This window comes from Agrobacterium sp. FDAARGOS_525, from assembly GCF_003938925.1.
GTDB lineage: Bacteria > Pseudomonadota > Alphaproteobacteria > Rhizobiales > Rhizobiaceae > Agrobacterium > Agrobacterium pusense.
Genome location: NZ_RKIU01000003.1, coordinates 2,773,120 through 2,798,177, shown reverse-complemented (window position 1 = coordinate 2,798,177; position 25,058 = coordinate 2,773,120). Strand labels below are relative to the sequence as shown.

Genomic DNA, 25,058 nt, shown 5'->3' with positions numbered 1-25,058 from the left:
CAAACGTAAACCATTTGCGCCTAGAGTTTTATACATGGTGGCGGCGATGATGCCGCCATCCATTGTATGAATGTGTTTCGAGGCTCAGGTGATCGTACAGGCATTTCTTCGCTGGTCTGAAAAGGCTGGATCGACCGAGCGGGCGAATGCCGCCAATGCTCTCGGCCGTGCCTATCTGCATTCCGGCATGGCGCGCGAAAACCGCGATGCCGCCTATATGGCGATGACCTATCTTCTCGACGATCCTTCGCCGCGCGTGCGGCTGGCGCTTGCCGAAGCGCTTGCGGACGCCCATGATGCGCCGCGCGCCATTATCGTTTCCCTTGCCGAAGACCAGCCGGAAATCGCCTGCACGGTAATCGCCCGTTCGCCGGTTCTGGCCGAGGCCGATCTAGTCGATCTGGCGGGGCGTGGTGAAAGCTTGACCCGCGCGCTCATCGCCGCCAGGCCCGGCCTGCCGCGCGGGGTCTGCGCCGCGCTTGCGGAAGTTGGCGACCTGCCCGAAACCACCATCCTGCTAGAAAATGACGAAGCCTTCATCACACCGTTTTCGCTCCGGCGCATCGCCGAACGTCACGGTTGCGACGCCGATATCCGTGATCTCCTGCTCCGCCGCGAGGCCTTGCCTGCCGATGCGCGTCATCTGCTCGTGGGCCGCGTGAGCGAGGCTCTTGCGGATTCCGCGCTGGTTCATGCGCTGATCACGCGCAACCGCGCCGACAGTCTTTTCCGCGAAGCGGAAGATTCCGCCACCATCCTGATCGCATCGAGCGTTTCCTCGCCGGAACTGCCGGCACTGGTGGAGCATCTGCGCCAGAGGCTGGAGCTGACGCCCGCATTGCTCATCCATGCCGTCTGTTCGGGCCGGCTTGAGTTCTTCACGGCGGCCATGGTCAATCTCTCCGGTCTTGATGACCGCAAGGTGCGCGCCATTCTGGCCACGGGCCGGCCGCATGCGCTGAAGGCGCTGTTCCAGTCCATTGGTCTGTCGGGCGACGTCGTTGACGTCTTCAGCGAAGCGACGCTGATGTGGCGCCGTGCCGCCCGCTCGCAGCTTCCTGAGGCGGCCGCCTCCGTCTCTGCCGAATTGCTGTCGCATTTCCGTGACGTGAGCGGTTCCGAAACGCTGTTCGAACTGTTGCACGCGGTGCGCAAGCTGAGCATCGCGGAAGAACGGCAGAAGGCGAGATATTATGCGCAGGCGCTGGCGGTGGAGGCGGCGTAAGGTCGGGTTAATTTCGGCTGATACAAATCATATGAGTATCGTAATTTTCCCGGAGGGGCATCCTCTCATCCTCATCCCTGTGCTCGTCACAAGAATCCTTCCAGCCCAAGTCCTTGGGCTGGAAGGACTCTCTCCGCCGCGGAGACGCGCGTCGCTGGATTCCTGTGACAAGCACAGGAATGAGGGAAGATCGGTTGCCCGCAATCACTTATCGAACCGTTTGGCAATCCATGAATAGCTGTTTTCGACCATCCTCACAGGCGTTCCAAGGAAGTGCTTTATGCCTTCGGTGGAAGGAAGGACGCGGCTGACGCGGCCGATCGCCTGTTTGGTGAGACTTTCCTCTTCTTTCGGCGTCACTTCCGCCGTGGCCTGCTGGGCATCGGCCGGTGCTGGAGTACCGGACTGAGTGCCGGCCGTTTGCGGGCTCTGTTCACCCGGTGTCTGGCACACGGCCACGACCACCGGATAGGACGCGTTTGCAAAACGCTCCTTTTCCGACACAGCGTCGCACAGTTCGATGCTCGTCCACCGCTGTTGCGAGGTGGCGAGGTAATGGCAATCGGTGGCGCTGTCGTCGCAACCGAGAAAGGTCATGAGAACGAGGGCTGTTTTCATGGTGTGTGTTGCCTCTGTCGGGAATTATGCTCTAGAAACTCATCTATCCCGATTGCAGTGACATTACGACGAAATACGCATTTTTTTGAGAGAAGGCAGGCATCGCATTGGCCATCGAAATCAAGCTTGAGACACCCCGTCAGGACGCGGTTCTGCGCCTCATCGACCTTTCCAATGCCTATATGGCGTCGCTTTACCCCGCAGAAAGCAATCATCTGGTCGATATCGGCGCGCTTGAGAAGGATAATGTCTCTTTTTTCGTGGTGCGGCATGGTGGCCGCGTGGTCGGCTGCGGGGCGCTGGTGGAAGCGGGCGATGGCACGGCTGAGGTCAAGCGCATGTTCGTCGATCCGGAGGCGCGGGGTCTGCGCATCGGCAAGCTGATCATGGATACGCTCATCGCGCGCGGTGAGGAGCTTGGCATTTCTGCCATTCGTCTCGAAACCGGCATCAGCCAGCCGGAGGCGATAGGGCTTTACCGCAAGGCGGGTTTCGTGGAGATCGAGGCTTTTGCGCCCTATAAGCCTGATCCGCTCAGCCTCTTCATGGAGAAGGTGCTTTAAGTCGGCGGTAGAGGTTCGCGGCCGCTTTGCGGTGTCCAAAACGAAGGAATCCACGCGACATGAAACGCAGCGCGAGCGACGGATCGCGCCAAACACCCAACGTCATCCTCGGTGTGTCACGAGGATCTGCATCCGAGTGATTTATCTGACGTGATTAGAACCTTGGCGCAAGGTGAGGATGACGGCGATGGTGCATTTCCCGCTCTCCGTCCGTTTCAGACCTGAATGAAGACTTAGAACTAAGAATGATCGCAACGCGCCGAGGATCAGGTCCCGTACCGGAGAAGCGATAGTTGCGGATCCGCAACGAGGCCGAGCATGGGCGGATGCGAGGTTCGCGGATATCTGTCGTTACCGGAGCTGCGGCGTCTGGCGCAGGCTTCAATCAGAAAGCGGCCTTCCGAAACGCCGTCGTTTCCTCGCTATTGTCCTCGAGCACGGCGACCTCGTCCAAGGCTTCACCCTGCGCAGGAGGCGGTGTCGGAGCTTCGGCGGCCGCGGAAAGTTCGACCTCACGCACCCATTCGCGCCAGATCGCGACCAGAAGCGCCATCAGCACCGGGCCGATGAAGAGGCCGAGGAAACCCATGGTCTTGACGCCGCCGACGAGGCCGAAAAACGTCGGCAGGAATGGCAGCTTGATGGGCCCGCCGACGAGTTTCGGGCGGATGGTCTTGTCAACGATGAAGAGTTCCACCGAACCCCAGACAAACAGGGCCAACCCGTGGGCGGGCGAGCCGCTGGCGACCAGATAGATGGACACCAGCGTGAAGGACAGAGGCGCACCGCCCGGAATGAGGGCCATGACGCCCGTCAGCACGCCGAGCGTGACGGGCGAGGGGACACCGGCGATCCAGTAGGCGATGCCGAGGATGATGCCTTCGCCGATGGCGATCAGCGTCATGCCGGTGACCGTGGAGCTGATCGTGGCGGGCACGACGCGGGAAATGCGCTCCCACCGCGTCGGCAGGATGCGCTCGCCGACCAGATCGACCTGACGGGTGAAACCGGCCCCGTTACGATAGACGAAGAACAGCGCGATCAGCATGAACAGCAACGTCAGCACGAGATGGAACGCGCCATTGCCGGCGGCGAGGATCGCCCTGTAGATATTGCCGATATTGGCGCCGCTGACGAGCTGGATCACCTCACCGATGGCGCCCGGCGTGCCGATATATTTCACCCATTGTTCGCCAAGCCATGGGCCGACGGCGGGAAGGGCGGCGATCCAGTCCGGCACGGGGGCGCCGGTCTTGTTGACATGCACTGCCCAGCCGAACCATTCGCGGATTTCGCTGGCCGTGTAGGAAGCGGCGATGAAGATCGGGACGACAAGGAAGGCGAGGATGAGAATGATGGCGATGGTGGCGCCGAGCGTGGTGTTGCCGCCCACCTGCCGAAGAAGCCGTGTATAGACCGGCCAGCTGGCGAAACCGATGACGAGGGCGGCGAGAACCGGAACCAGGAAGCCGTGGAAGAAGTAGATGCCGGCCAGGGCAACGAGAACGAGCAGCCAGCGCGCAGCCGAAATGGGCGGGATCAGGGCGATCCGCGTCGGGCTGGCCGGACCAAGCCATCTCGGTTCGCCACTCTGCTTACGGCTGTCATTCTTACTCACGGCAGGCTCTTTCTCGCATTCTCCCCGAAGGGTGCATTCACTTTGTCACACCGATACATATAAGTGCAATATAATCGGATCACATTACCGTTGTGTGTTTATTGCTGAACCTATTGAACGATTTTGGTAAAAATAGAACATCGGTCTTGGCGCGCGCATTGAAATATGACAATTGAACTCCGTTTTTCTTGCGGCGTAAGGTTGCCGCGCCCGATCTCCAGGTCACGCTATGCTCCGCCGCTTCTTCGCCTATTATCGCCCCTATCGCGGTCTGTTCATTCTCGATTTTTCCTGCGCTGTCTTGTCGGGCGTACTGGAACTCGGCTTTCCGATGGCGGTGAAGGCCTTTGTCGACGTGCTGCTGCCGGGCGGTGAATGGGCGATCATCCTTGCGGCCTCTGTCGGGCTTCTGCTCATCTATGTGCTGAATACCGGGCTGATGGCGACTGTCACCTACTGGGGACACATGCTTGGGATCAATATCGAAACCGACATGCGCCGTCTGGCCTTCGATCATCTGCAAAAGCTTTCCTTCCGGTATTTCGACAACCAGAAGACCGGCCATCTGGTCGGGCGGCTGACCAAGGATCTGGAAGAGATCGGCGAGGTGGCCCACCATGGGCCCGAAGACCTGTTCATCGCCATCATGACCTTTATCGGCGCGTTCCTGCTGATGCTGTCGGTCAATGTGCCGCTGGCGCTCATCACCGCCGCCGTCGTGCCCGTCACCGCCTGGGTCACCAGCCGGTATGGCGGTCGCATGACGCAGAATTTTCGCGCGCTATACGGCCGTGTGGGGGATTTCAACGCCCGTATCGAGGAAAATGTCGGCGGCATGCGAGTGGTGCAGGCCTTTGCCAATGAGGATCACGAGAGGGCGCTGTTCGAAAGAGACAACCAGAAATACCGCCGCACCAAGCTTGACGCCTACAAGATCATGGCGGCCAGCACCTCGCTGAGCTACATGAGCATGCGGCTGACACAGATGATCGTGATGATCTGCGGCGCCTGGTTCGTTCTGAATGGCGACCTGACAGAAGGTGGCTTCGTCGGCTTCCTGCTGCTGGTCGGCGTGTTTTTCCGCCCGGTGGAAAAAATCAATTCGGTCATCGAGACCTATCCCAAGGGCATTGCCGGTTTCCGCCGGTTCACCGAGCTTCTCGACACCGCGCCCGATATTGTCGATGCGCCCGATGCGGTGGAAGCGCCGCTGCTGCGCGGCGATATCGAATACCGCCATGTGGGCTTCGGTTATGCCGAGGGCAAGCAGGTTCTCAGCAATATCGACCTGAAGATCAGCGCCGGCGAGACCGTGGCCTTCGTCGGCCCTTCCGGTGCGGGCAAGACGACGCTCTGCTCGCTGCTGCCGCGCTTTTATGACGTCACCAGCGGTGCGATCACCATTGACGGCATCGATATCAGAAAGATGAAGCTCGCCTCGCTGCGCAATCAGATCGGCATCGTGCAGCAGGATGTCTTCCTGTTCGGCGGCACGATCCGTGAGAACATCGAATATGGACGGCTTGGCGCTTCGGATGCGGAGATCATGGATGCCGCTAGGCGCGCGCGGCTGGACGGCGTCATTGAGGCCATGCCGCTCGGGCTCGATACCGTCATTGGCGAACGTGGCGTCAAATTGTCCGGTGGGCAGAAGCAGCGTCTTGCGATTGCCCGCATGTTCCTGAAAAATCCGCCGATCCTCATTCTCGATGAGGCCACCTCGGCGCTTGACACGGAAACCGAGCGGGCCATCCAGCAATCGCTGACCGAGCTCGCCAAAGGCCGCACCACCCTCGTCATCGCCCACCGGCTGGCGACGATTCGCGATGCCTCGCGCATCGTGGTGGTTGACCAGAGCGGCATCGCCGAAACCGGCGCTCATGCCGAACTCCTGGCTGCCAAGGGCCATTACAGCCGTCTGCACGAGGCGCAGTTCAGCGGTCATCTCGCGGGCCTCAGCTGACCGGCCCGCACGTCGCTCAGCCTTCTGCTGCCTGTTCTTCTACAATGCCGGGGTTTGCCTCCGGCTTGCCGGGATGGCTGCTGACGAGGTAACCCATGGCGACGGCGGCCGCTACGACGAAGAGCAGCAGGACGCCGCTGATCGTCATCAGCCATTCGCGGGGCTTTCTGTGCCCCATGATATAGTTCGGCCACCGGCCTCGATGGTTCACCACGTCGTTATTCCGGTGCTGTCGCATGAACTTCCCCAGATTTAAGCGTTTTGGTGAAAGATCAACGTCAGCGCTACCGCGACTGTTCCGTTTGTGTGGCGAACAGGTGATGACAAGGACGTGAGTCCGGTCATTCTGTCTTGGGAAGGCCGATCAGGCGGATTGAATGGCGATGCGGTTGCCCTCGCTATCGGAAATCTCCGCGACGAAGAGCGCATCATTCACCGCCGTTTTGGGAAATAGGAGCTCGCTTCCACCGGCAAGAGCTTTAGCAATCACATCATCCACATCAGCGACACTGAAATAGACGATCGCTCCATCTCGCGTCGGTACATAGGCCGGGCCTTCGGCAAGCGCGGCACTGGCGCCATTGCTGTTTTCGTCAAAAGGGAAATAGGCCATTCTGCTATCGTGGATCGCGACGATTTCGGCAAAGGGCACATCAAAAACCGCGCGATAGAAGCGGATCGCCCGATCAAGATCGGTCACGGGGATTTCGACATGGGCGACAATATTCATACGCTTCTCCTCAGCTGGACTGACGCACTTTCAAATTTCTGATGGCACCGATCTTTCTAGCGACGGCTGACATGGCGAGGCAATGGCGCGCGGTGTCAAGTAACCACATTGTCAATCGTCCAGCACCCGCATGACCGGTCGCAGTGCCGGGAGAGGGCTAAGCGCCACATCGCGGCGTCAAAAGTCAGCTTGCGTCCTGCGTCTCTTTATGCGAATGATTTGCAATTGCATTAATCATATTTCCGTTCAGAAAGCGCATAGTATGGAGAAGCCAGTCTTTGGATGGCGGCGAAACGGCGACGATCTCTCGTTGTCCGACGTTCACAGCTCTATCCGCGTCAAGCCGAATGCCGGCACGTTTCGCCGGGCCATGGCGTTTTTTGGTCCCGGCTATCTCGTTGCCGTCGGTTATATGGATCCCGGAAACTGGGCGACGTCGCTCGCCGGCGGCTCCAGGTTCGGCTATACGCTGCTAACGGTTGCGCTGGTCTCGAACATCATGGCGATCGTGCTGCAATCGCTCTGCGCCCGTCTTGCAATTGCCTCCGGCCGCGATCTCGCCCAGGCCTGCCGTGACGCCTATCCGAAGCCGGTGGCCATGTTGCTATGGCTGCTCGCCGAGATCGCCATCATCGCCACCGATATTGCCGAGGTGATCGGCACGGCCATCGGCCTCAACCTCATCTTCGGCATTCCGCTCGAAATCGGCGTTCTCATCACCGCGCTCGATGTCTTTCTGATCCTTTATCTGCAGAGGCTCGGTTTCCGCTGGGTGGAGGCGCTGGTCATCACGCTGCTTGGCGTCATTGCCGTGTGTTTCGCCATTCAGGTAGCGCTCGCCGACCCTGACTGGGGGCAGGTGATCCTTGGTTTTGCGCCGACGACCGAAATCGTCACCAATCCTGATATGCTCTATCTGGCGCTCGGCATTCTCGGCGCGACCGTCATGCCGCATAATCTCTATCTGCATTCGGGCATCGTGCAGACCCGCGAAATCGGCGAGACAATTGCCGAAAAGCGCGAGGCGCTGAAATTCGCGACCTTCGATTCCACCATCGCCCTGATGTTCGCGCTTCTCATCAACGCATCAATCCTCATTCTGGCGGCGGCGACCTTCAACAAGGCGGGGCAGACTAATGTCGCCGAACTCGGCGAGGCGCATAATCTGCTGGCGCCGCTGCTCGGCCTTGCGATTGCGCCGACGCTGTTCGGCGTGGCGCTTTTGTGCTGCGGCATCAATTCCACTGTCACGGCAACGCTTGCCGGCCAGATCGTGATGGAAGGTTTTCTCAAGATGCGGCTCGCCCCCTGGCTGCGCCGCCTCATCACCCGCGCCATCGCCATCATCCCCGCCGCCGGCGTGACCATCCTTTACGGAGACAGCGGCACGGGCGAACTGCTGATCCTGACGCAGGTGGTCTTGAGCCTGCAACTCTCCTTCGCCGTCTTCCCGCTGGTGATGTTCACCGGTGACAAGGCCAAGATGGGCGAGCTGCGCTCACCGCTCTGGCTCTCAGGCTTCGCATGGCTGATCGCGGTGGTGATTGCGGCGTTGAATGTGAAGCTGCTGGTGGATTTTATCGGGTGAGGCGGGTCAGGCCGCGCCTTTACGGAGCGCGGCGGCCGTGCCCTCCGGGTCGACGGCGATGACCTTGAGATAAGCGCGGGCCGGCTGGTCCGGCTCGCTACGTCCCTGTTCCCAATCACGCAGGGTGCCGAGCGGAATATGATAACGCGCGGAAAACTCTTCCTGCGTCAGCTTCAGGGCCCGGCGAATGATCTTGATGCGCGGCATTCTGGGAGCCGCAGCAAGTTGCTCGGCAGAAACCGGCGGATTGTCGGGGTCGGCAAGCGCATTCGCCTCCGCCTCTTCATCGGTCATGGCGTGAAGGCGGGCCCAGTCTGTTTGATCGATTTTACCAGCCATTGTCGTCGTATTCCTTGCGCTCCGCGCGTGTCGCCTTTCGTGCCGAGATGATGCGGATCACTTCGCTGCGTTCGGTATAGATCACAGTCAGAACCAATCCGTTGCCCAACCCCACTATACGTCGTCGGACTTCGCCGTAATTCGCTGAACGATCCTCGATATCCACGGCAAATGGATCCTCAAAAACCTTGCGGGCCGTTTCAAAGCTGACGCCATGTTTGGCGAGATTGGTTAAAGCCTTTCGGTCATTCCACTCAAAAGATAACATTGTGGACTACGGGTTTCCAGTAGTGAAATGGATAAAATATCAAAAGAAGAAGGGCTCTTTCATATCTGAAAGAGCCCTCAAGACTAGTCGTTTTTTGGTGGTGTCTAAGCTAACGCTCAGCTGCAACCGCTCGTCGCACCACAAGTATCGCACTTCTCGCAAGTGCCGTTCCGCACCATCGTGAAGTTCTGGCATTCCGAGCACATGTTGCCCGTATACCCTTGAGCGATCGAGCGCATGCGGCGTTCGTTTTCGACCTTCTTGGCTTCCGTCTTGGCCGAAGCAGCGTCTGCGGCGGCCTTGTCGGAGAAGAGGGCGGTTGCCGTCTGCTGGGCTTCCTGGACGACCTCGTCGATCACTTCTTCGGCGATTTCTTCGGCCAGTTCCTTGGCGCGCTCTTCATAGTCCCGCTTGAAGGAGACGATTTCGGAGGTTGCGATGGCGACTGTCGGTTCCAGCTTGCGGGCTGCGGAGCCTGCAAACGAGGTCACGTTGGCCGAGGCGCGGGCAGGGGCTGCCGTTGCCGATCCCTTGGGCTCGGAAGCGGTGCGTTCGCCGTCATTGCGGGACACGATGGTCGGCTTGTAACCGCGGGTCCAGCCGGTGGAAACGAGGTTGGTCTTGCCTTCCTGGATACCCTTGCCGAGCGCCGTGTTGGAGAAGTCGGACGTATCGACATGGGCGAGATCGTGGCGGCCGAGATAGGAGACGGCGAGTTCGCGGAACACGTAGTCGAGGATCGACGTGGCGTTCTTGATCGCGTCGTTGCCCTGCACCATGCCGGCCGGTTCGAACTTGGTGAAGGTGAAGGCCTCCACATATTCTTCCAGCGGCACGCCATATTGCAGGCCGAGCGAAATGGCGATGGCGAAGTTGTTCATCATTGCGCGGAAGGCGGCGCCTTCCTTGTGCATGTCGATGAAGATTTCGCCGATGCGGCCATCACCGAATTCACCGGTGCGCAGATAGACCTTGTGACCGCCCACAGTTGCCTTCTGGGTGTAACCCTGACGGCGGTTCGGCAGCTTTTCACGCTCGCGTGAGACGCGCTCGATAACGCGCTCGACGATCTTTTCGGTGATCGTCACGGCCTGCTGTGCGGCGGGCTGCTGGATCAGTTCTTCGATCAGGTCTTCTTCGTCCTCATCTTCCACCAGCGACGCGTTGAGCGGCTGGGAAAGCTTGGAACCATCACGGTAAAGGGCGTTGGCCTTCAGCGCCAGCTTCCAGGAGAGCATGTAGGCTGCGCCGCAATCCTCAACCGTCGCATCGTTCGGCATGTTGATCGTCTTGGAGATCGCACCGGAGATGAAGGGCTGAGCCGCCGCCATCATGCGGATATGCGATTCGACGGAGAGGTAACGCTTGCCGATCTTGCCGCAGGGGTTGGCGCAATCGAAGACGGGCAGGTGCTCGTTCTTCAGGAACGGTGCGCCTTCCAGCGTCATCGCGCCGCAGACGTGAACGTTGGCCGCTTCGATGTCCTTCTTGCCGAAGCCGAGGTGCTCGAGCAGGTTGAAGCTCATGTCGGAGAGCTGCTCGTCGGAAACCTTCAGCGTTTCCTTGAGGAAGTCGGCGCCGAGCGTCCACTGGTTGAAGACGAACTTGATGTCGAAGGCGCTCTTCAGCGCGCCGTTGACGGCTTCGATCTTCTCATCGGTGAAGCCCTTGGCCTTCAGCGTCGAGGGGTTGATGCCGGGAGCCTGGTTGAGATTGCCATGGCCGACGGCATAGGCCTCGATCTCGGCGATCTGGCTTTCGGAGTAACCGAGCGAACGCAGCGCATCCGGAACGGCGCGGTTGATGATCTTGAAGTAACCGCCACCGGCGAGCTTCTTGAACTTCACCAGCGCGAAATCGGGCTCGATACCGGTCGTGTCGCAATCCATCACGAGGCCGATCGTGCCTGTGGGTGCGATAACGGTGGTCTGGGCGTTGCGGTAGCCGTGCTTTTCGCCAAGTTCCAGCGCCTTGTCCCAGGCGGCCGTTGCGTGGGCGATCAGGTCCTGATCCGGGCAGTCGCCATGGACGAGTGCGACCGGGTTGACCGACAGGCCCTCATAACCTTCCAACTGGCCAAGGGCGGCGCGGCGGTGGTTGCGGATGACGCGCAGCATGTTTTCGCGGTTGGGCGCAAAGCCCGGGAAGGGGCCAAGCTCGCCGGCCATTTCGGCCGAGGTGGCATAGGACACGCCGGTCATGATGGCGGTGAGCGCACCGGCAATGGCGCGGCCTTCGGCGCTGTCATAGGGAATGCCCGAGGACATCAGGAGGCCGCCGATATTGGCGTAACCGAGGCCCAGCGTCCGGTACTCATAGGAGAGTTCGGCGATCTGGCGCGACGGGAACTGCGCCATCATGACGGACACTTCGAGCACGACGGTCCAGAGGCGAACGGCGTGTTCGTAATCGGCGATATCGATGCGCTTCGTCGCCTGATCCTTGAACTGCAGAAGGTTCAGCGAGGCAAGGTTGCAGGCCGTGTCATCGAGGAACATGTATTCCGAGCACGGGTTGGAGGCGCGGATCGGGCCGGCCGCCGGCGAGGTGTGCCAGTCGTTCATCGTCGTGTTGAAGTGCAGACCCGGATCGGCAGACGCCCAGGCGGCGTGGGAAATCTTTTCCCAGAGGTCGCGGGCCTTCAGCGTCTTCATGACCTTGCCGTCCTTGCGGGCGGTCAGGTTCCAGTCACCGTCATTTTCGACAGCGCGCAGGAAATCGTCCTTCAGCGAGACGGAGTTGTTGGAGTTCTGGCCCGACACCGTGAGGTAGGCTTCCGAATCCCAGTCCGTGTCATAGGTCTTGAACTGGATGTCCTTGTAACCCTGCTCGGCGAACTGGATGACGCGCTTGACGTAGTTTTCCGGCACCATGTCCTTCTTGGCGGCGCGGATTTCGCGCTTCAGGGCAGGGTTCTTGGCCGGGTCGAAGCAATCGCCGTTGTCAGCTTCGCAGTTGACGCAGGCCTTCATGATCGCCTTCAGGTGCTTGGCGACGATCTTGGAACCGGTGACGAGAGCGGCAACCTTCTGCTCCTCGTTCACCTTCCAGTCGATATAGGCTTCGATATCCGGGTGGTCGGCATCAACGACGACCATCTTCGCTGCGCGGCGGGTCGTGCCGCCGGACTTGATGGCGCCGGCTGCGCGGTCACCGATCTTGAGGAAGCTCATCAGGCCTGACGATTTGCCGCCGCCGGAGAGTTTTTCGCCTTCGCCACGCAGATAGGAGAAGTTGGAGCCGGTGCCGGAGCCGTATTTGAACAGGCGCGCTTCACGCACCCACAGGTCCATGATGCCGCCTTCATTAACGAGGTCGTCCTCAACGGACTGGATGAAGCAGGCATGCGGCTGCGGATGTTCGTAAGCGGACTTGGACTTGGTCAGCTTGCCGGTGAAGGGGTCGACATAAAAGTGGCCCTGGCCGGGACCATCAATGCCATAGGCCCAATGCAGGCCGGTGTTGAACCATTGCGGGGAGTTGGGGGCAACGCGCTGGGTGGCGAGCATATAGGCAAGCTCGTCGCGGAAGGCGAGGGCATCTTCTTCGGACGAGAAATATTTGCCCTTCCAGCCCCAATAGGCCCAGGTGCCGGCCAGGCGATCGAAAACCTGGCGTGCATCGGTCTCGGAGCCGTAGCGCTCGGCTTCCGGAACATCCTTCAGCGCCTTTTCATCGGGCACGGAGCGCCAGAGGAAGGAAGGAACGTCATTTTCCTCAACCTTCTTCAGGAACTTCGGCACGCCGGCCTTGCGGAAATATTTCTGCGCCAGAACGTCGGTGGCAACCTGGCTGAACTGCGCGGGAACGTCGATGTCAGCCAGACGGAACACGATGGATCCATCCGGGTTCTTGATTTCACTGACGGCCTTGCGGAAGTCGATCTCCGCATAAGGCGATTGGCCGGGCTTCGTGAAGCGGCGTTCAATGCGCATGGTTTCTGTCCTCGTCCATTGGGTGCCCGGTGAAGGGCGCAAAAATTCGTTCCAGCCGTGCGATGCCTTCGCGCAGCCGGTTGTTGCCGATCTGTAGGGATGTTCATCCTTGGATGTCATCCCTGTATCTCGTGTTTAAGATGGCTGCAAGCCTACTATATATAGTGTTAACACATTCTTGCTGCCAGTCCCCGCGTAATGTTTTTGGCGGTTCCGAAGGCGCAGAAAAGCCATCGGCGAACCGCCCCCTCATGGCCGGGACGCCGTTTGGACATGCGCGCTAAAGATGGAGAAGAACCGGCCTCGTTACTTTCCGGTTCGTTGCCGCCGCAACATATTTGTCACTTTCCTCTCGCGGCACAGATTCGTCAAGCCATAGATTGAAACCCATTTTTAACCACAAGATATTGTGTGGAGTGCCTGTGGAAAACGGGGATAGGGAAAGCTCTCAGAAAAATCAGTGACTTGGCGGAAAAATTTGAAGCTTGCGCGAGGCTGGTTTCCGCAACGGAAAGGCAAAACCCCGCATTTCCGGGGTGAGGCATAATGGCGACACTGCGGTTTTTCCGTGTTTTCCGCTGTCGGCAAAAAGGCCTTTTCACACAAAAAAGCCGCCCCGGGTGGGACGGCGAAAGAGTGTATATTGCTTGGGGAATTCTTGCGCGGTTGGTGCATCCGCACTCCGTCACCCCGGACCAGATCCGGGGTCCATCGCGATCAAGTCCTTGATCGCGAGAGACTCACGGCGCAGACGCGCCGTGGCTGGATTCCGGCTCAAGGCCGGAATGACGGATGAGAAAAAATGAGTCCCCTGTGGGCACTCAGCCGCGCGATCCCTTGGCGATCGGCTCCTGATAGGTGAAGCCCATGTCCCAGGGGAAATAGATCCAGGTGTCCTGGCTCACTTCGGTGACGAAAGTATCGATGGTCGGCACCCCCTTCGGTTTGGCGTAAACGCAGGCAAAATGCGCCTTCGGCAGCATCTCGCGCACTTCCAGCGCCGTCTTGCCGGTATCGGTCAGATCGTCGACGACAAGCACGCCTTCGCCGGCATCAACAGTCAGCTCGGGGGCTACGCCTTTCAACAGGACCGTATCACCCTGGTTGACGTAGTCATGGCGGGTGGCGATGCAGACCGTATCGATCATGCGGATGTTCAGTTCGCGGGAAATGATCGCCGCCGGAACGAGGCCGCCGCGGGTGATGCAGACGATTGCCCGGAACTCTTTGTCGAGACCGGCAAGACGCCAGGCAAGCGCACGGGCGTCGCGGTGAAACTGGTCCCAGGAAACGGGAAAGGCTTTATCGGGAAGGGACATGTCGTCTACCATCTGGTCAAAATTGTCGATGGCTTTGGCTAATAGCCGCAAGACCGGCAAAAAGGCAAGCTTTGCGCTTATCCGGCGTGATTTTGGCTGAGAGAATGCCGCTTGTTTCTTCTCCCTTAGGGGGAGAAGGTGGCCCGAAGGGTCGGATGAGGGGGCTGGCTCTCGGTCTATCTCTACCCTCGCCCCCTCATCCCGCTGCCGCGGACTTCTCCCCGGCGGGGAGAAGAAACCAGTGGCGGACGCTCCTTTCGAGCGAGATCGCGGGGGCTGGCGGCGCCATTTGCGCCGCATCCATATTCAACGCGACAGCAGCGTCATCGCCGTCATGGAATCGAGCAGCGTGCGGGTAACGCCGCCGAACAGCAGTTCCCACCAGCGGGAATGGCCGTAAGCGCCCATGACCAGAAGGTCGATGCTGTTATCGGAAAGGCGATTTTCGATGGCCGCCTGCGGCGAAAGGCCGGCAATCTTTTCCTGTGAGGTCACCGTCACGTTCACGCCGTGGCGGGCGAGCGTGGCGGCCAGTTCCGTACCGGCAAACCCGGAGGACTGCGTTTCGCTTTCTGCCTGGTCGACGGAGAATATCTCGACGCTGTCGGCGGCTTTCAGAAAGGGCAGGGCGTCGAAAGTGGCGCGCGTCGCCTCGCGAGAGCCATTCCAAGCGATCAGGACGCGTTTGATCGGTTTGGCGACGGTGAGCACATGCGGGACGAGGAGAACGGGACGGCCGCTTTCATAGAGAAAGCTGTCAATATCGGTGCGGCTGTCCGACAAAGCCGAGGAACTGCTCTGGCGGGCGACGACGAGATCGGCGCAACGGGCGCTGTCGATGGCAGAGGCGGAGGCGTAACCCACCGAGGTAACGAAGCTTCGCCATTCATGCGAGATGCCGTTGGCCGATAGCGTACGCTCGAAAAGCGTGCCGACATCGGTGGTTTCCTTGTGCGCCACATCCTGCAGGGCCTGCACGGTGGCGGGATCGGGAATTTCCATCGGCGCGACGAGGGGAACGGCGGCCAGCGTTTCCATGTGCAGGCCGATGACATGCGAGGAAAACTGGTCTGCAAGGCTCACCACGAATTCGCCGAGCTTCTGTGTGTTCGAAACATTGTCGACCACTGCCAATATCGTTTTGTAACCCATTTATCTCTCCTCGGTGACATCTAATTTCTGTGGGGAGAGTGGCCGCCTTTGCAGGCCGCCACCTTGATTTTGGTCAAAGCCCGTTCGTCAAAGGCCCTTTCTCGCTCAAGCCGTTGCGTCGCCCTTGCCTGCCGCCAGTCTTTTCTCCTGTCCGATGGCTTCGATCATGGCCGCGACCGCATCCGCCGCGGCCTTCAGCACGCCTGCATCCCGGGCGCGCACCACGATTTCCGTCGAAAAGCGTTGCCCGTCATATTTCGGATAAGAACCGATGCTGGTTTCGGGATGGGCTTTCTGGATGGCCGTCAGCGGCGTGCCGATATCGCCTTCGCCATACGGTGAGCGTACGGCCTGCGACATCACCTTGGCGCCGGTGCGGAGCGTCGGCATGACGTTGTCGAGCATCGCCTGGAACACCTGCGGCACGCCGGCCATGACATAGACATTGCCGATGATGAAGCCGGGGGCGACGGAAACGGGGTTGGCGATGTGGGCAGCACCTTTCGGCATGCGCGCCATGCGCTTGCGCGCATCGGTGAATTCCATCTCACGGGCACGATACATGTCGCCAAGTATCCGCAAGGCTTCGGCATCGTGCTCGCAGGGAAGGCCAAACGCCACGGAAACCGCATCCGCGGTGATGTCGTCATGGGTCGGGCCTATGCCGCCCGAGGTGAAGACATAATCATAGCGGCTGCGTAGCGCATTCAGCGCTTCGACGATCGCGTCCTCCTCATCGGCAACGATACGCACTTCCTTGAGGTCGATGCCGGACATGGTCAGCACGTCCGCGAGGTGGCCGATATTCTTGTCCTTGGTACGGCCCGAAAGCAACTCGTCGCCAATGGCGAGCATGGCGGCGGTCACGACGGATTGAGCGGAAGAGGGATTGGACATGGGTGTACTCGTCATCTGTTTTATCAGACGTTAGCCCCGTGCCCGATGATTGCAAAGCGGTTTTGAAAAAATGTATTTCGGCAAATAGTTGACGTTTCGCTTTTCCGTTCACTTATGGTGAACAGTGCGTATGCCGATAGGCCGCTGGCGTGGAAGGAGCCTGTGAGCTAGATTTTCATCACATGCTTGTAACGGGTCGCCGCTAATGATCATCACGTTTTTGAAAAGGCTTCTGGCCGGGACGCCGGAAACGATAAACCCAAAGGAAACAAAGAAAATGACGAAAGTTCTGGTGCTCTATTACTCTTCCTACGGTCACATCGAAACGATGGCCTATGCTGTTGCCGAGGGTGCAAAATCGGCGGGCGCAGACGTCGTCGTCAAGCGCGTTCCGGAACTGGTGCCCGAAGCGGTCGCCAAGTCTTCGCATTTCAAGCTCGACCAGGCGGCGCCGATCGCCACCGTGGACGAACTGGCTGAATACGATGCCATCATCGTCGGCGCCGGCACCCGCTTCGGCACGGTCGCTTCGCAGATGCGCAATTTCTGGGACCAGACGGGCGGCCTGTGGTTCGGCGGCAAGCTCGTCGGCAAGGTAGGTTCCGCCTTCACCTCTTCCGCCACCCAGCATGGCGGCCAGGAATCGACTATTCTCGGTTTCCTGCCGACCTTCCTGCACCACGGCATGGCCGTCGTCGGTCTGCCCTATGCCTTCCAGGGCCAGATGGGTGTCGATGAAATCAAGGGTGGCTCCCCTTACGGCGCCTCCACCATTACCGACGGCGACGGCTCCCGCCAGCCCTCCGAAGTCGAACTTGAAGGTGCGCGCTTCCAGGGCGCGCATGTGGCGAAAATCGCCGCCAAGCTTTCTGCCTGATCCTGAAAGTCCAGTGAAAAAGAAATGCGGCCCAAAAGGCCGCATTTTCTGTGCCGGGCCATCATCACCAGCTTTACCGCGATGCTCTCCTGCGAAGCTCGTTCCCCGATCAGATCGGCAGGTTCACCATGAAGAGGCAGCTTGCAACCACGAAGCCGATCATCGAAATTTCAAGAAAACCATTCAGTCCGTCGCGCATTTCAATCCTCCTTGTTCGATCGAAAAGAGAACGGAAAAAGTTTAACGCGGTTCCATAACAGCAGAATGAAATTTAGGGATTCTTAACGCCTGATTTACGGCGTGTCAGCCGGTGACGACGAACGCCACGACGAGGTGGCCGAGAAGGCCGATCGCCAGGCAGGAGAGAAGAAAGATGAACAGGGCTTTTTTCATATATCCGGACGCTTTCCTCTGTATCGATCCATCGAACCATGAACTTGACGTTAGCGCCCCTGGCGCCTCCGTCGCGACGCGTGGCTGGGCCGTTACGCCTTGATGTCGAGCCCCGCTTCGATCGCGGCGGCGATGAAGGCCTTGCGCGCGTCTTCAGGCTTTTTCCTGCCGGCATCCACGGCGGCGCAGACCAGCAGCGCCTTGTCTAGCGCCTCGCCATCCTCCACCGGCCAGTCCTCGATCAGGGCCCAGGAGGCGGCCTGGGTTGTTTCGATGCTCGTATAATCACCCGGCGTTTCGAAGGCGATCAGGACGGGTTTCTGCCAGCGCGTGTTCATCGCTCATCCATGTTGGTTTCGCGCCCGGCTCTAAACGAAGCAGGCGGGATGCGCAATCCGTTTCGGAGCCGACCGGTGCGGTCAGTCGTCGCGTCCGAACAGCCATTCGCGAAGGATGCGCCGGTCAATGAGTTCCAGCGAGCGGTCCGGCGCGATGCGATAGGTTTCCACCGCCCTTGTGCTGCTGTCTATGCGGAACTCATGGGTGAAGGTGCTGCCGATCGGTGACTTCGTCAGCTTCGTGCGCGGCTGGCCTTTATAGATGATGCTCCCGGGAATGGGCTCCACATAGGGTGCCGGACCTGCGGTCGTGCATCCCGCAAGCGCGAGCGAAAGGGCTATTGCGGCCGATGATGCGAGCGTTTTCATCCTGTCCTCCGAGGTCCATCTGCAAAAACGATATGGAGGCGCGGAGGTTCCCGGAAGCTGCGGATGCGGCAGTATTATTCCTTCCGACTACTTGCGCTTTGGGTTCTGAATGTCGCGCGCGACCCAGCGAAAGAAAAAATAGACGAGGAAGCCAAAGATGAAAAGCGGGATGAGGTTCGCAAAACCGGACATATGATTCTCGTTTCTCCCTCCCGTCACGGGGGTCTATCCGGAGAGGCTGAGACGAGGCAAGGGGTAGCACGCATGGTCGTCGGTCACATGTACGTGTGCCGACCTGCCTGCGGCAGGAGTGGGACGGAGCGAGGGAGGGGGCGGGAGAGATCCGGCGCACTGCCAGCGAAGCCGGATCTCTCCGTCTCCCGCCGGTTTCAGGGCACGGGGGACTGTCTTCAATATGGCGGACAACCGAAAATAGACATAGAGCGAGAAATTACCTCGAATAAATTGCAGCGATCCAGAACTCGCGATGGATGCGACGCGCGAGACTATGCACAGTTCCTCATCTTAACTGTCCGGGACATTGATCCGCCAGGCGCGGGGGACGGCACGCCCCTTCCGGCCGGACCATCATGTCTGGGCAAAAGCGGTGTAACCTGTTGAAACGGCACGTCTGCCGTCATTCTTTCAGCCTGCTGGAGAGGCCGGAAGAGGGAACTTTTCACACGCTGCGTCATTGAAGCAGTCGGACACATGCCAATAGTGGAGGGTTAAACATGCTCGGCACCATCCTTGTCATCCTGCTCATTCTGTTCCTCATCGGCGCGCTGCCAAGCTGGGGTTATCATAATTACGGTTACGGCCCTTCGGGCGGTCTCGGACTGGTGCTGGTCATCGTGCTGATCCTGGTTCTGATGGGACGGATTTGATCGACCGTTCCTGAAAATGCACGGGTTGCCCGCAGTCGAAAGTCCTTCGGCTGCGGGCAATTTTTCGTCCGGAGCAGCGGTATGACGCCAAAAGCCATGTTATCTTAGTGGCTTAGACAGGGCGGGCGGTCGGACTCCACGTACCGGCTGAAAAAACACGACATTCGGAACGATCCCTCTTGCGCCCCAAATGGATTCGTTCTAAATGCCCGCCATCGCTCCATTGATGAGCGTGTGAGGCCTCGTGGCGGAGTGGTGACGCAGAGGACTGCAAATCCTTGTACCCCGGTTCAATTCCGGGCGAGGCCTCCAAAATTCTCCCACGGTACGATGATTTTTCCTGTTCCGCGTCACGATTGGCGACGTCTCGCCGTTCGTTCCACGAAGAAAACCGCTGCCATCCTGCTTTTTACCCAACATCCGTCTTACCGCGCTTGAAAGCGCGCTCTTGGCCAATTATGAGATTATTCAAAGGCGAGGGGAGGCCCGCGCCGTTTTGAGCTTTTGGAGCCGGGACTTCCCGACCGGCATCCGTGAAATTGAGGCGATAACGACATGATGGATTTCGAAACCGCGCGCGCCAATATGGTCGACAGCCAGCTGCGTACGACCGACGTGACTTCGCATTCGGTGCTGAAGGCGTTTTTGAGTGTGCCGCGCGAGGCATTCGTGCCGACGGGTGCACGGCAAATTGCCTATGTGGATGAGGATTTGCAGATCTGTCCCGCCCGGGATGGCCGTCCGGCCCGTTATGTCATGAAGGCCTCGCCGCTCGCGAAGCTGCTGCAGCTCGCGGCCGTTTCGAGGGAGGACGTGGTCCTGGAAGTCGGCGGTGGTTCCGGTTATGCGGCCGCCATCCTGTCCCAGCTTGCCGGCTCCGTCGTTTCGCTCGAATGCGATGAAGCGCTCGCCGCACAGGCGACCGAAACGCTCGCTTCGCTTGGCTATGACAATGTCGCTGTCGTCACCGGCGATCTCGAAAAAGGTTATGCGAGCGAAGCGCCTTACGATCTGATTTTCGTGAACGGCGCTGTCGAGGAAGTGCCGGCGGCACTTACCGAGCAGTTGCGCGATGGCGGGCGTCTCGTCGTCGTTGTCGGATACGGCAATGCCGCAAAGGCCACCGTCTATCGCCGCGATGGCGCCAGCACGTCGGCCGCGACCTTCTTCAATGCTTCGGTCAAGCCGCTGCCGGGTTTCGCCAAGGCAGCCGAATTCGTTTTCTGATCACCGTACCATCATTCTGTTCTTGACGCCGGGGTGGAATTTCCACCCCGGCGTTTTTGTGAGGATTGGAAATTCATCCCGTGTGCGTCTTCGAGAACATCGCGCCCACAAAGCTGTGTATCATCACGAAACTTGTCGAATCAGTGATTTAGTTCGTGGCTATGCTACCCTAAACTAAGGTGATTCGGGGTGTGCGTATTTCTGCCCCGCATGACCCCTGCAGCGGGTTGCGAAGATGCGGAGCGTCTTTCTCAGGCCTGTTGCAGACTGTCGGCGCGGCGGTTGTTTTCGGCTGCCGCTGCCGTGATGTGCAGATTGAACAGGTGCGAAGTGCCCCTGGCATCCGAAGTGATGCGAGGCCGGGTGCTAGAGAGTGGAAACCGGGGATTGATATGGCTCAGCCAAGCGTAGCGCGTGAACCGTCCATGGAAGAGATTCTGGCGTCGATACGCCGGATCATCGAAAGCAACGAGCCAGGGCCCGCCGGCGCATTTTCCGGCCAGTTACCGCCGGTTTATGACGATGAGGACGAGGCGGCAGGCGACGCAACTTACATGACGGAGCCAGCCAGCCCGCCGGCCCGCGTCCCTCCGCCGGCAAACCAGGCCTTTGGCGCACGGCCTGCACAGGATTTTTCACCGGCTTATGAACAATCCCTGGCCGAGCCCCAGGAAATCCCCGTCGAAAAGACGATGTCGCTCGCCGATGTCGCCGCGCGGGTTCGCGCTGCCGCAGACCGCAACGCTGCCATGGGGCCGCAGGCCTTCGCCTCGCAGGGCCAGCGCGCGGCGATGCAGGCTTCTCCAGCTTCCTCTTCTCCCGCCGTGCCGCAGACCGAACGGCCCGCGGCACAGCGTCCGACGGATGTACGGCCGCTGATGGTGGCGGCTGCGGCAACTGCTGCTGAACAGCAGGCGCCCGCCGCTTCCGAGGACCGGGCCGCTGCCGCTGCCATTGAAAGCGCGCCTGTACCGGAAAACCATTTTGATCATATGGCGCTGCGCGGTGCGATTGAAACCGCCGTAGCCGAGGAAGTTTTCGACATCGACGTGCAGGAACCCATTGCCGAGGCGCCGTCACTCGATCTGGTTGCGCCGCAGCCGGAAGACAAAGCACAGGCCGGCTCCGACCTGTCGCTCAACCTCATCTCGGCCGCCGCGGGCGCGCAGATCGCGCGTTCCTTCAGTGAGCTGGCCGAGGTTTTCGACGGCGTCGAACGTCGTTCGATCGAGGACATGGCGGCCGAGATGCTGCGTCCGATGCTGCAGGAATGGCTGGAAGACAATCTGCCAACCCTGGTGGAGCGTCTCGTGCGCGAAGAAATCGAGCGCGTGGCGCGCGGCTCGCGCCGCTGATTTTACGCTGGCCGCAGGGCCTGGTGCTTCCCGCCCGCCTCGGGAGGCGTGGCATCGGCGTTAAAGAGGGGCCGCCCGGCACAGGGGCGGCTTTTTTATTGAAGATGAAAGCGTTATCGGGGCATAGTCGGCCATCGGGTCGCTCACGGAGCGTCCTGAGGGTCGGTTTCTGTTGACTCTCGACTGTCCATCCTTATTTAAAAAATCCACACAAGAACTCTAAAATTCAGGTCAGGAAATGCTCGAAAAGACCTACGATTCCGCCACCGTCGAACCGAAGATCGCCAAAGCCTGGGACGAGGCTAACGCTTTTCGTGCCGGCGCCAACGCCAAGCCGGGCGCGGAAACCTTCACCATCGTCATCCCGCCGCCGAATGTGACGGGGTCCCTGCACATGGGCCATGCGCTCAACAACACGCTGCAGGATATTCTGGTCCGCTTCGAGCGCATGCGCGGCAAGGATGTGCTGTGGCAGCCGGGCATGGACCATGCCGGCATCGCCACGCAGATGGTCGTCGAGCGCAAGCTGATGGAGCAGCAGCTTCCAGGCCGTCGTGATATGGGCCGCGAGGCCTTCGTGGAGAAGGTGTGGGAATGGAAGGCCGAATCCGGCGGCCTGATCTTCAACCAGCTGAAACGTCTCGGCGCGTCCTGCGACTGGTCGCGCGAACGCTTCACCATGGATGAAGGTCTCTCCGAGGCTGTTCTCGAAGTTTTCGTCACGCTCTACAAGCAGGGCCTGATCTACAAGGACAAGCGCCTCGTCAACTGGGATCCCAAGCTGCTGACTGCGATTTCCGACATGGAAGTCGAGCAGATCGAGGTCAAGGGTAATCTCTGGCACCTGCGCTATCCGCTCGAAAAGGGCGTTACCTATCAGTACCCGACCGCATTCGACGAGGAGGGCAAGCCCACCGAGTTCGAGACCCGCGATTATATCGTTGTCGCCACGACGCGTCCGGAAACCATGCTTGGCGATACCGGTATTGCCGTGAACCCGGAAGATGAGCGGTACAAGGGCATCGTCGGCAAACACGTCATCCTGCCCATCGTCGGTCGCAGGATTCCCATCGTCGCCGATGACTACGCCGATCCGACCGCCGGTACGGGTGCGGTCAAGATCACGCCCGCGCATGACTTCAATGACTTCGAAGTCGGCAAACGCTGTGGCCTGCGCGCCATCAATGTCATGAATATCGATGGTACCATCTCCATCAAGGAGAACGAGGATTTCCTCGAAGGCCTCGACCATCCGGCGGCGCTGCACGGCGCATGGGACCGGCTGGAAGGTCAGGACCGTTTTGCCGCCCGCAAGATCATCGTCGAAATTTTTGAGGAAGCCGGCCTGCTCGACAGGATCGAGCCGCACAAGCATGTGGTGCCGCATGGCGACCGCGGCGGCGTGCCGATCGAGCCGCGCCTGACGGACCAGTGGTGGGTCGACAACAAGACGCTGGCGCAGCCGGCGATTGCCTCGGTTCGCGAAGGCCGCACCAATTTCGTGCCGAAGAACTGGGAAAACACCTATTTCCAATGGATGGAAAACATCCAGCCCTGGTGCATCTCGCGGCAATTGTGGTGGGGACACCAGATTCCGGCATGGTACGGCCCGGACGGGCAGGTGTTCGTCGAGAAGACCGAGGAAGAGGCGCTGCAGGCGGCCATCCAGCATTACATCGCCCATGAAGGCCCGTGGAAGGCCTGGGTCGAGGAAAAGCTTGAGAACTTCGCTCCGGGCGAAATCCTGACGCGCGACGAAGATGTGCTCGACACCTGGTTCTCTTCTGCGCTCTGGCCGTTTTCGACGCTCGGCTGGCCGGAACAGACGCCGGAACTGGCGCGCTATTATCCGACAAACGTGCTTGTCACCGGCTTCGACATCATCCCCTTCTGGGTGGTGCGGATGATGCAGATGGGCCTGCATTTCATGAAGGACGACGCCGGTAACCCGGTCGAGCCGTTCAGCACGGTCTATATTCATGCGCTGGTTCGCGACAAGAACGGCCAGAAGATGTCAAAATCCAAGGGCAACGTCATCGACCCGCTGGAACTGATCGATGAATATGGTGCCGATGCGCTGCGTTTCACGCTTGCCATCATGGCGGCGCAGGGTCGCGACGTGAAACTCGATCCCGCACGTATTGCGGGTTACCGCAATTTCGGCACGAAGCTCTGGAATGCGACGCGCTTTGCCGAGATGAATGGTGTGAAGCGTGACCCGCATTTCCTGCCGGAAACCGCCTCGCTGACGATCAACCGCTGGATCCTGACCGAGCTCGCCAACACGGCCCGCGATGTGACGGCGGCACTTGAGAACTTCCGCTTCAACGATGCGTCAGGCATTCTCTACCGTTTCGTCTGGAACCAGTTCTGCGACTGGTATCTGGAACTGCTGAAGCCGGTCTTCGGCGGCGACGATGAAAAGGCCAAGTCGGAATCGCAGGCCTGCGCGGCTTATGTTCTGGATGAGATCTACAAGCTGTTGCATCCTTTCATGCCGTTCATGACGGAAGAGCTTTGGGCGCATACGGCCGGTGAGGGCAAGGAGCGCGATGATCTGCTTTGCCTTACCGACTGGCCGGAGCCGGAGTTCCGCGACGACGCCGCGGCTGCGGAAATCAACTGGCTGATCGATCTCGTGTCCGGCATTCGTTCGACGCGCGCCGAGATGAACGTGCCGCCGGGTGCCACTGCCTCGCTGGTGGTCGTTGGCGCCAATACCTCCACGGAAGCACGGCTCGATCGCCACGCCGCCGCTATCCGGCGTCTGGCGCGGGCCGATGAAATCCGTGCCGCCGATCTCGCGCCGAAGGGGTCGGCCCAGATCATCGTCGGTGAGGCGACCATCTGCCTGCCGCTTGGCAATCTGGTCGATCTTGCGGCCGAAAAGGCTCGTCTCGAGAAGGCGATCGGCAAGGTGGACGCGGAAATGGAACGCATCGACAAGAAGTTGTCGAACGAGAAATTCGTGGCCAATGCCGATCCGGAAGTCGTTGCCGCCGAACGCGAGCGCAAGGCTGAGCTGGAAATTCAGCTCGCAAGCCTGAGAACGGCGCTCACGCGGGTAAGCGAAGCGGGGTGACATGCCGCTTGCGGCTTTGCATGAACAAAAACGCCCCGCTAAAAACGGGGCGTTTTTGTTATGGGGCGACAGGGTCGCCGTCTATCGATTGCTGCGTTGCAACGACGAATCATGTTGCTCGCTGGAGGGCGATCATTTCTCGCCATCTCGCGCTCGAAAATCTCCCGAACAGTCAAAAAAGCCAACAAAAACGGCGTGATAAGCGGCTTTCTTCGGGAAACGCGCGTGTGTGGTTATTTGGCGACAATTCTGGTCAAGCGTGGGAAATTGTTTCATTTTGTGTCGCGTCGCTTCCGTTTAATTAGAAAAATAACC

General features: G+C 59.7%; 21 protein-coding genes and 1 tRNA gene. 10 read left to right on the top strand and 12 right to left on the bottom strand.

Annotated elements, in window-relative coordinates:
- Positions 1-70 precede the first annotated feature (70 nt).
- Entirely contained in the window at positions 71-1,225 is a 1,155-nt protein-coding gene (locus EGT36_RS15090; protein ID WP_037093663.1) for a DUF2336 domain-containing protein, read from the top strand.
- Between the two features lie 204 nt (positions 1,226-1,429).
- Here EGT36_RS15090 and EGT36_RS15080 read toward each other — a convergent pair whose 3' ends face one another.
- Positions 1,430-1,843, bottom strand: a complete 414-nt coding sequence (locus tag EGT36_RS15080; RefSeq protein ID WP_125270513.1) for a hypothetical protein — start codon at positions 1,841-1,843, stop codon at positions 1,430-1,432.
- A gap of 107 nt (positions 1,844-1,950) precedes the next feature.
- Between EGT36_RS15080 and EGT36_RS15075 the strand changes: the two genes are divergently transcribed.
- Entirely contained in the window at positions 1,951-2,406 is a 456-nt protein-coding gene (locus EGT36_RS15075; RefSeq protein WP_125270512.1) for a GNAT family N-acetyltransferase, read from the top strand.
- 385 nt (positions 2,407-2,791) lie between these two features.
- On the opposite strand, the gene EGT36_RS15070 is transcribed toward EGT36_RS15075, so the two are convergent.
- Entirely contained in the window at positions 2,792-4,024 is a 1,233-nt protein-coding gene (locus tag EGT36_RS15070; RefSeq protein WP_037093657.1) for an AI-2E family transporter, read from the bottom strand.
- 229 nt (positions 4,025-4,253) lie between these two features.
- On the opposite strand from EGT36_RS15070, the gene EGT36_RS15065 reads away from it, so the two are divergent.
- On the top strand, positions 4,254-5,987 hold the full coding sequence (locus tag EGT36_RS15065; RefSeq protein WP_125270511.1) for an ABC transporter ATP-binding protein: 1,734 nt from the start codon (positions 4,254-4,256) through the stop codon (positions 5,985-5,987).
- 16 nt (positions 5,988-6,003) lie between these two features.
- On the opposite strand, the gene EGT36_RS15060 is transcribed toward EGT36_RS15065, so the two are convergent.
- Both EGT36_RS15060 and EGT36_RS15055 read right to left on the bottom strand, forming a co-directional pair.
- Positions 6,004-6,225, bottom strand: coding sequence for a hypothetical protein (locus EGT36_RS15060; RefSeq protein ID WP_125270510.1), 222 nt, complete (start codon positions 6,223-6,225; stop codon positions 6,004-6,006).
- A 126-nt stretch (positions 6,226-6,351) separates the two neighbouring features.
- Positions 6,352-6,717, bottom strand: a complete 366-nt coding sequence (locus tag EGT36_RS15055; RefSeq protein ID WP_037093653.1) for a VOC family protein — start codon at positions 6,715-6,717, stop codon at positions 6,352-6,354.
- A gap of 262 nt (positions 6,718-6,979) precedes the next feature.
- Between EGT36_RS15055 and EGT36_RS15050 the strand changes: the two genes are divergently transcribed.
- Entirely contained in the window at positions 6,980-8,305 is a 1,326-nt protein-coding gene (locus tag EGT36_RS15050) for an Nramp family divalent metal transporter (protein WP_037093652.1), read from the top strand.
- A gap of 6 nt (positions 8,306-8,311) precedes the next feature.
- Here the strand turns inward: EGT36_RS15050 and EGT36_RS15045 are convergent, their stop codons facing one another.
- The 6 genes from EGT36_RS15045 to EGT36_RS15015 form a co-directional block, all read right to left on the bottom strand.
- Positions 8,312-8,644, bottom strand: coding sequence for a helix-turn-helix domain-containing protein (locus tag EGT36_RS15045; RefSeq protein WP_037093651.1), 333 nt, complete (start codon positions 8,642-8,644; stop codon positions 8,312-8,314).
- Complete coding sequence (locus EGT36_RS15040; RefSeq protein ID WP_004442197.1) at positions 8,634-8,912, bottom strand: BrnT family toxin; 279 nt, start codon at positions 8,910-8,912, stop codon at positions 8,634-8,636. Before EGT36_RS15040 ends, EGT36_RS15045 begins: the two co-directional genes overlap by 11 nt.
- Positions 8,913-9,028: 116 nt before the next feature.
- Complete coding sequence (locus tag EGT36_RS15035) at positions 9,029-12,847, bottom strand: vitamin B12-dependent ribonucleotide reductase (protein ID WP_037093649.1); 3,819 nt, start codon at positions 12,845-12,847, stop codon at positions 9,029-9,031.
- An 821-nt stretch (positions 12,848-13,668) separates the two neighbouring features.
- Positions 13,669-14,166 carry a xanthine phosphoribosyltransferase gene (gpt, locus tag EGT36_RS15025; RefSeq protein ID WP_006698845.1) on the bottom strand — a complete coding sequence of 166 codons (498 nt, stop codon included), beginning with the start codon at positions 14,164-14,166 and terminating at the stop codon, positions 13,669-13,671.
- A gap of 306 nt (positions 14,167-14,472) precedes the next feature.
- A complete protein-coding gene (locus EGT36_RS15020; RefSeq protein ID WP_004442189.1) occupies positions 14,473-15,318 on the bottom strand; it encodes a universal stress protein in 846 nt (281 codons plus the stop codon).
- A 105-nt stretch (positions 15,319-15,423) separates the two neighbouring features.
- Positions 15,424-16,215, bottom strand: a complete 792-nt coding sequence (locus tag EGT36_RS15015) for a competence/damage-inducible protein A (RefSeq protein ID WP_006698846.1) — start codon at positions 16,213-16,215, stop codon at positions 15,424-15,426.
- A gap of 277 nt (positions 16,216-16,492) precedes the next feature.
- Here EGT36_RS15015 and wrbA point away from each other — a divergent pair, with 277 nt between their 5' ends.
- Positions 16,493-17,092, top strand: coding sequence for an NAD(P)H:quinone oxidoreductase type IV (wrbA, locus tag EGT36_RS15010; protein WP_004442185.1), 600 nt, complete (start codon positions 16,493-16,495; stop codon positions 17,090-17,092).
- A gap of 485 nt (positions 17,093-17,577) precedes the next feature.
- On the opposite strand, the gene EGT36_RS15000 is transcribed toward wrbA, so the two are convergent.
- Both EGT36_RS15000 and EGT36_RS14995 read right to left on the bottom strand, forming a co-directional pair.
- A complete protein-coding gene (locus EGT36_RS15000) occupies positions 17,578-17,823 on the bottom strand; it encodes a DUF982 domain-containing protein (RefSeq protein WP_004442183.1) in 246 nt (81 codons plus the stop codon).
- Positions 17,824-17,904: 81 nt separating this feature from the next.
- A complete protein-coding gene (locus EGT36_RS14995) occupies positions 17,905-18,192 on the bottom strand; it encodes a hypothetical protein (protein WP_004442182.1) in 288 nt (95 codons plus the stop codon).
- Between the two features lie 734 nt (positions 18,193-18,926).
- On the opposite strand from EGT36_RS14995, the gene EGT36_RS14985 reads away from it, so the two are divergent.
- From EGT36_RS14985 to EGT36_RS14965, 5 genes are all read left to right on the top strand, one after another.
- Positions 18,927-19,079: a DUF3309 family protein gene (locus EGT36_RS14985; protein WP_004442177.1), complete on the top strand. Its 153-nt coding sequence runs from the start codon at positions 18,927-18,929 to the stop codon at positions 19,077-19,079.
- A 238-nt stretch (positions 19,080-19,317) separates the two neighbouring features.
- Positions 19,318-19,391: transfer RNA gene (locus tag EGT36_RS14980), tRNA-Cys, on the top strand.
- Between the two features lie 243 nt (positions 19,392-19,634).
- Positions 19,635-20,306: a protein-L-isoaspartate O-methyltransferase family protein gene (locus EGT36_RS14975; protein ID WP_022556281.1), complete on the top strand. Its 672-nt coding sequence runs from the start codon at positions 19,635-19,637 to the stop codon at positions 20,304-20,306.
- Positions 20,307-20,698: 392 nt separating this feature from the next.
- Positions 20,699-21,661: a cell division protein PopZ gene (popZ, locus tag EGT36_RS14970; protein ID WP_004442172.1), complete on the top strand. Its 963-nt coding sequence runs from the start codon at positions 20,699-20,701 to the stop codon at positions 21,659-21,661.
- A gap of 238 nt (positions 21,662-21,899) precedes the next feature.
- Positions 21,900-24,743: a valine--tRNA ligase gene (locus EGT36_RS14965; protein WP_037094108.1), complete on the top strand. Its 2,844-nt coding sequence runs from the start codon at positions 21,900-21,902 to the stop codon at positions 24,741-24,743.
- Positions 24,744-25,058 lie beyond the last annotated feature (315 nt).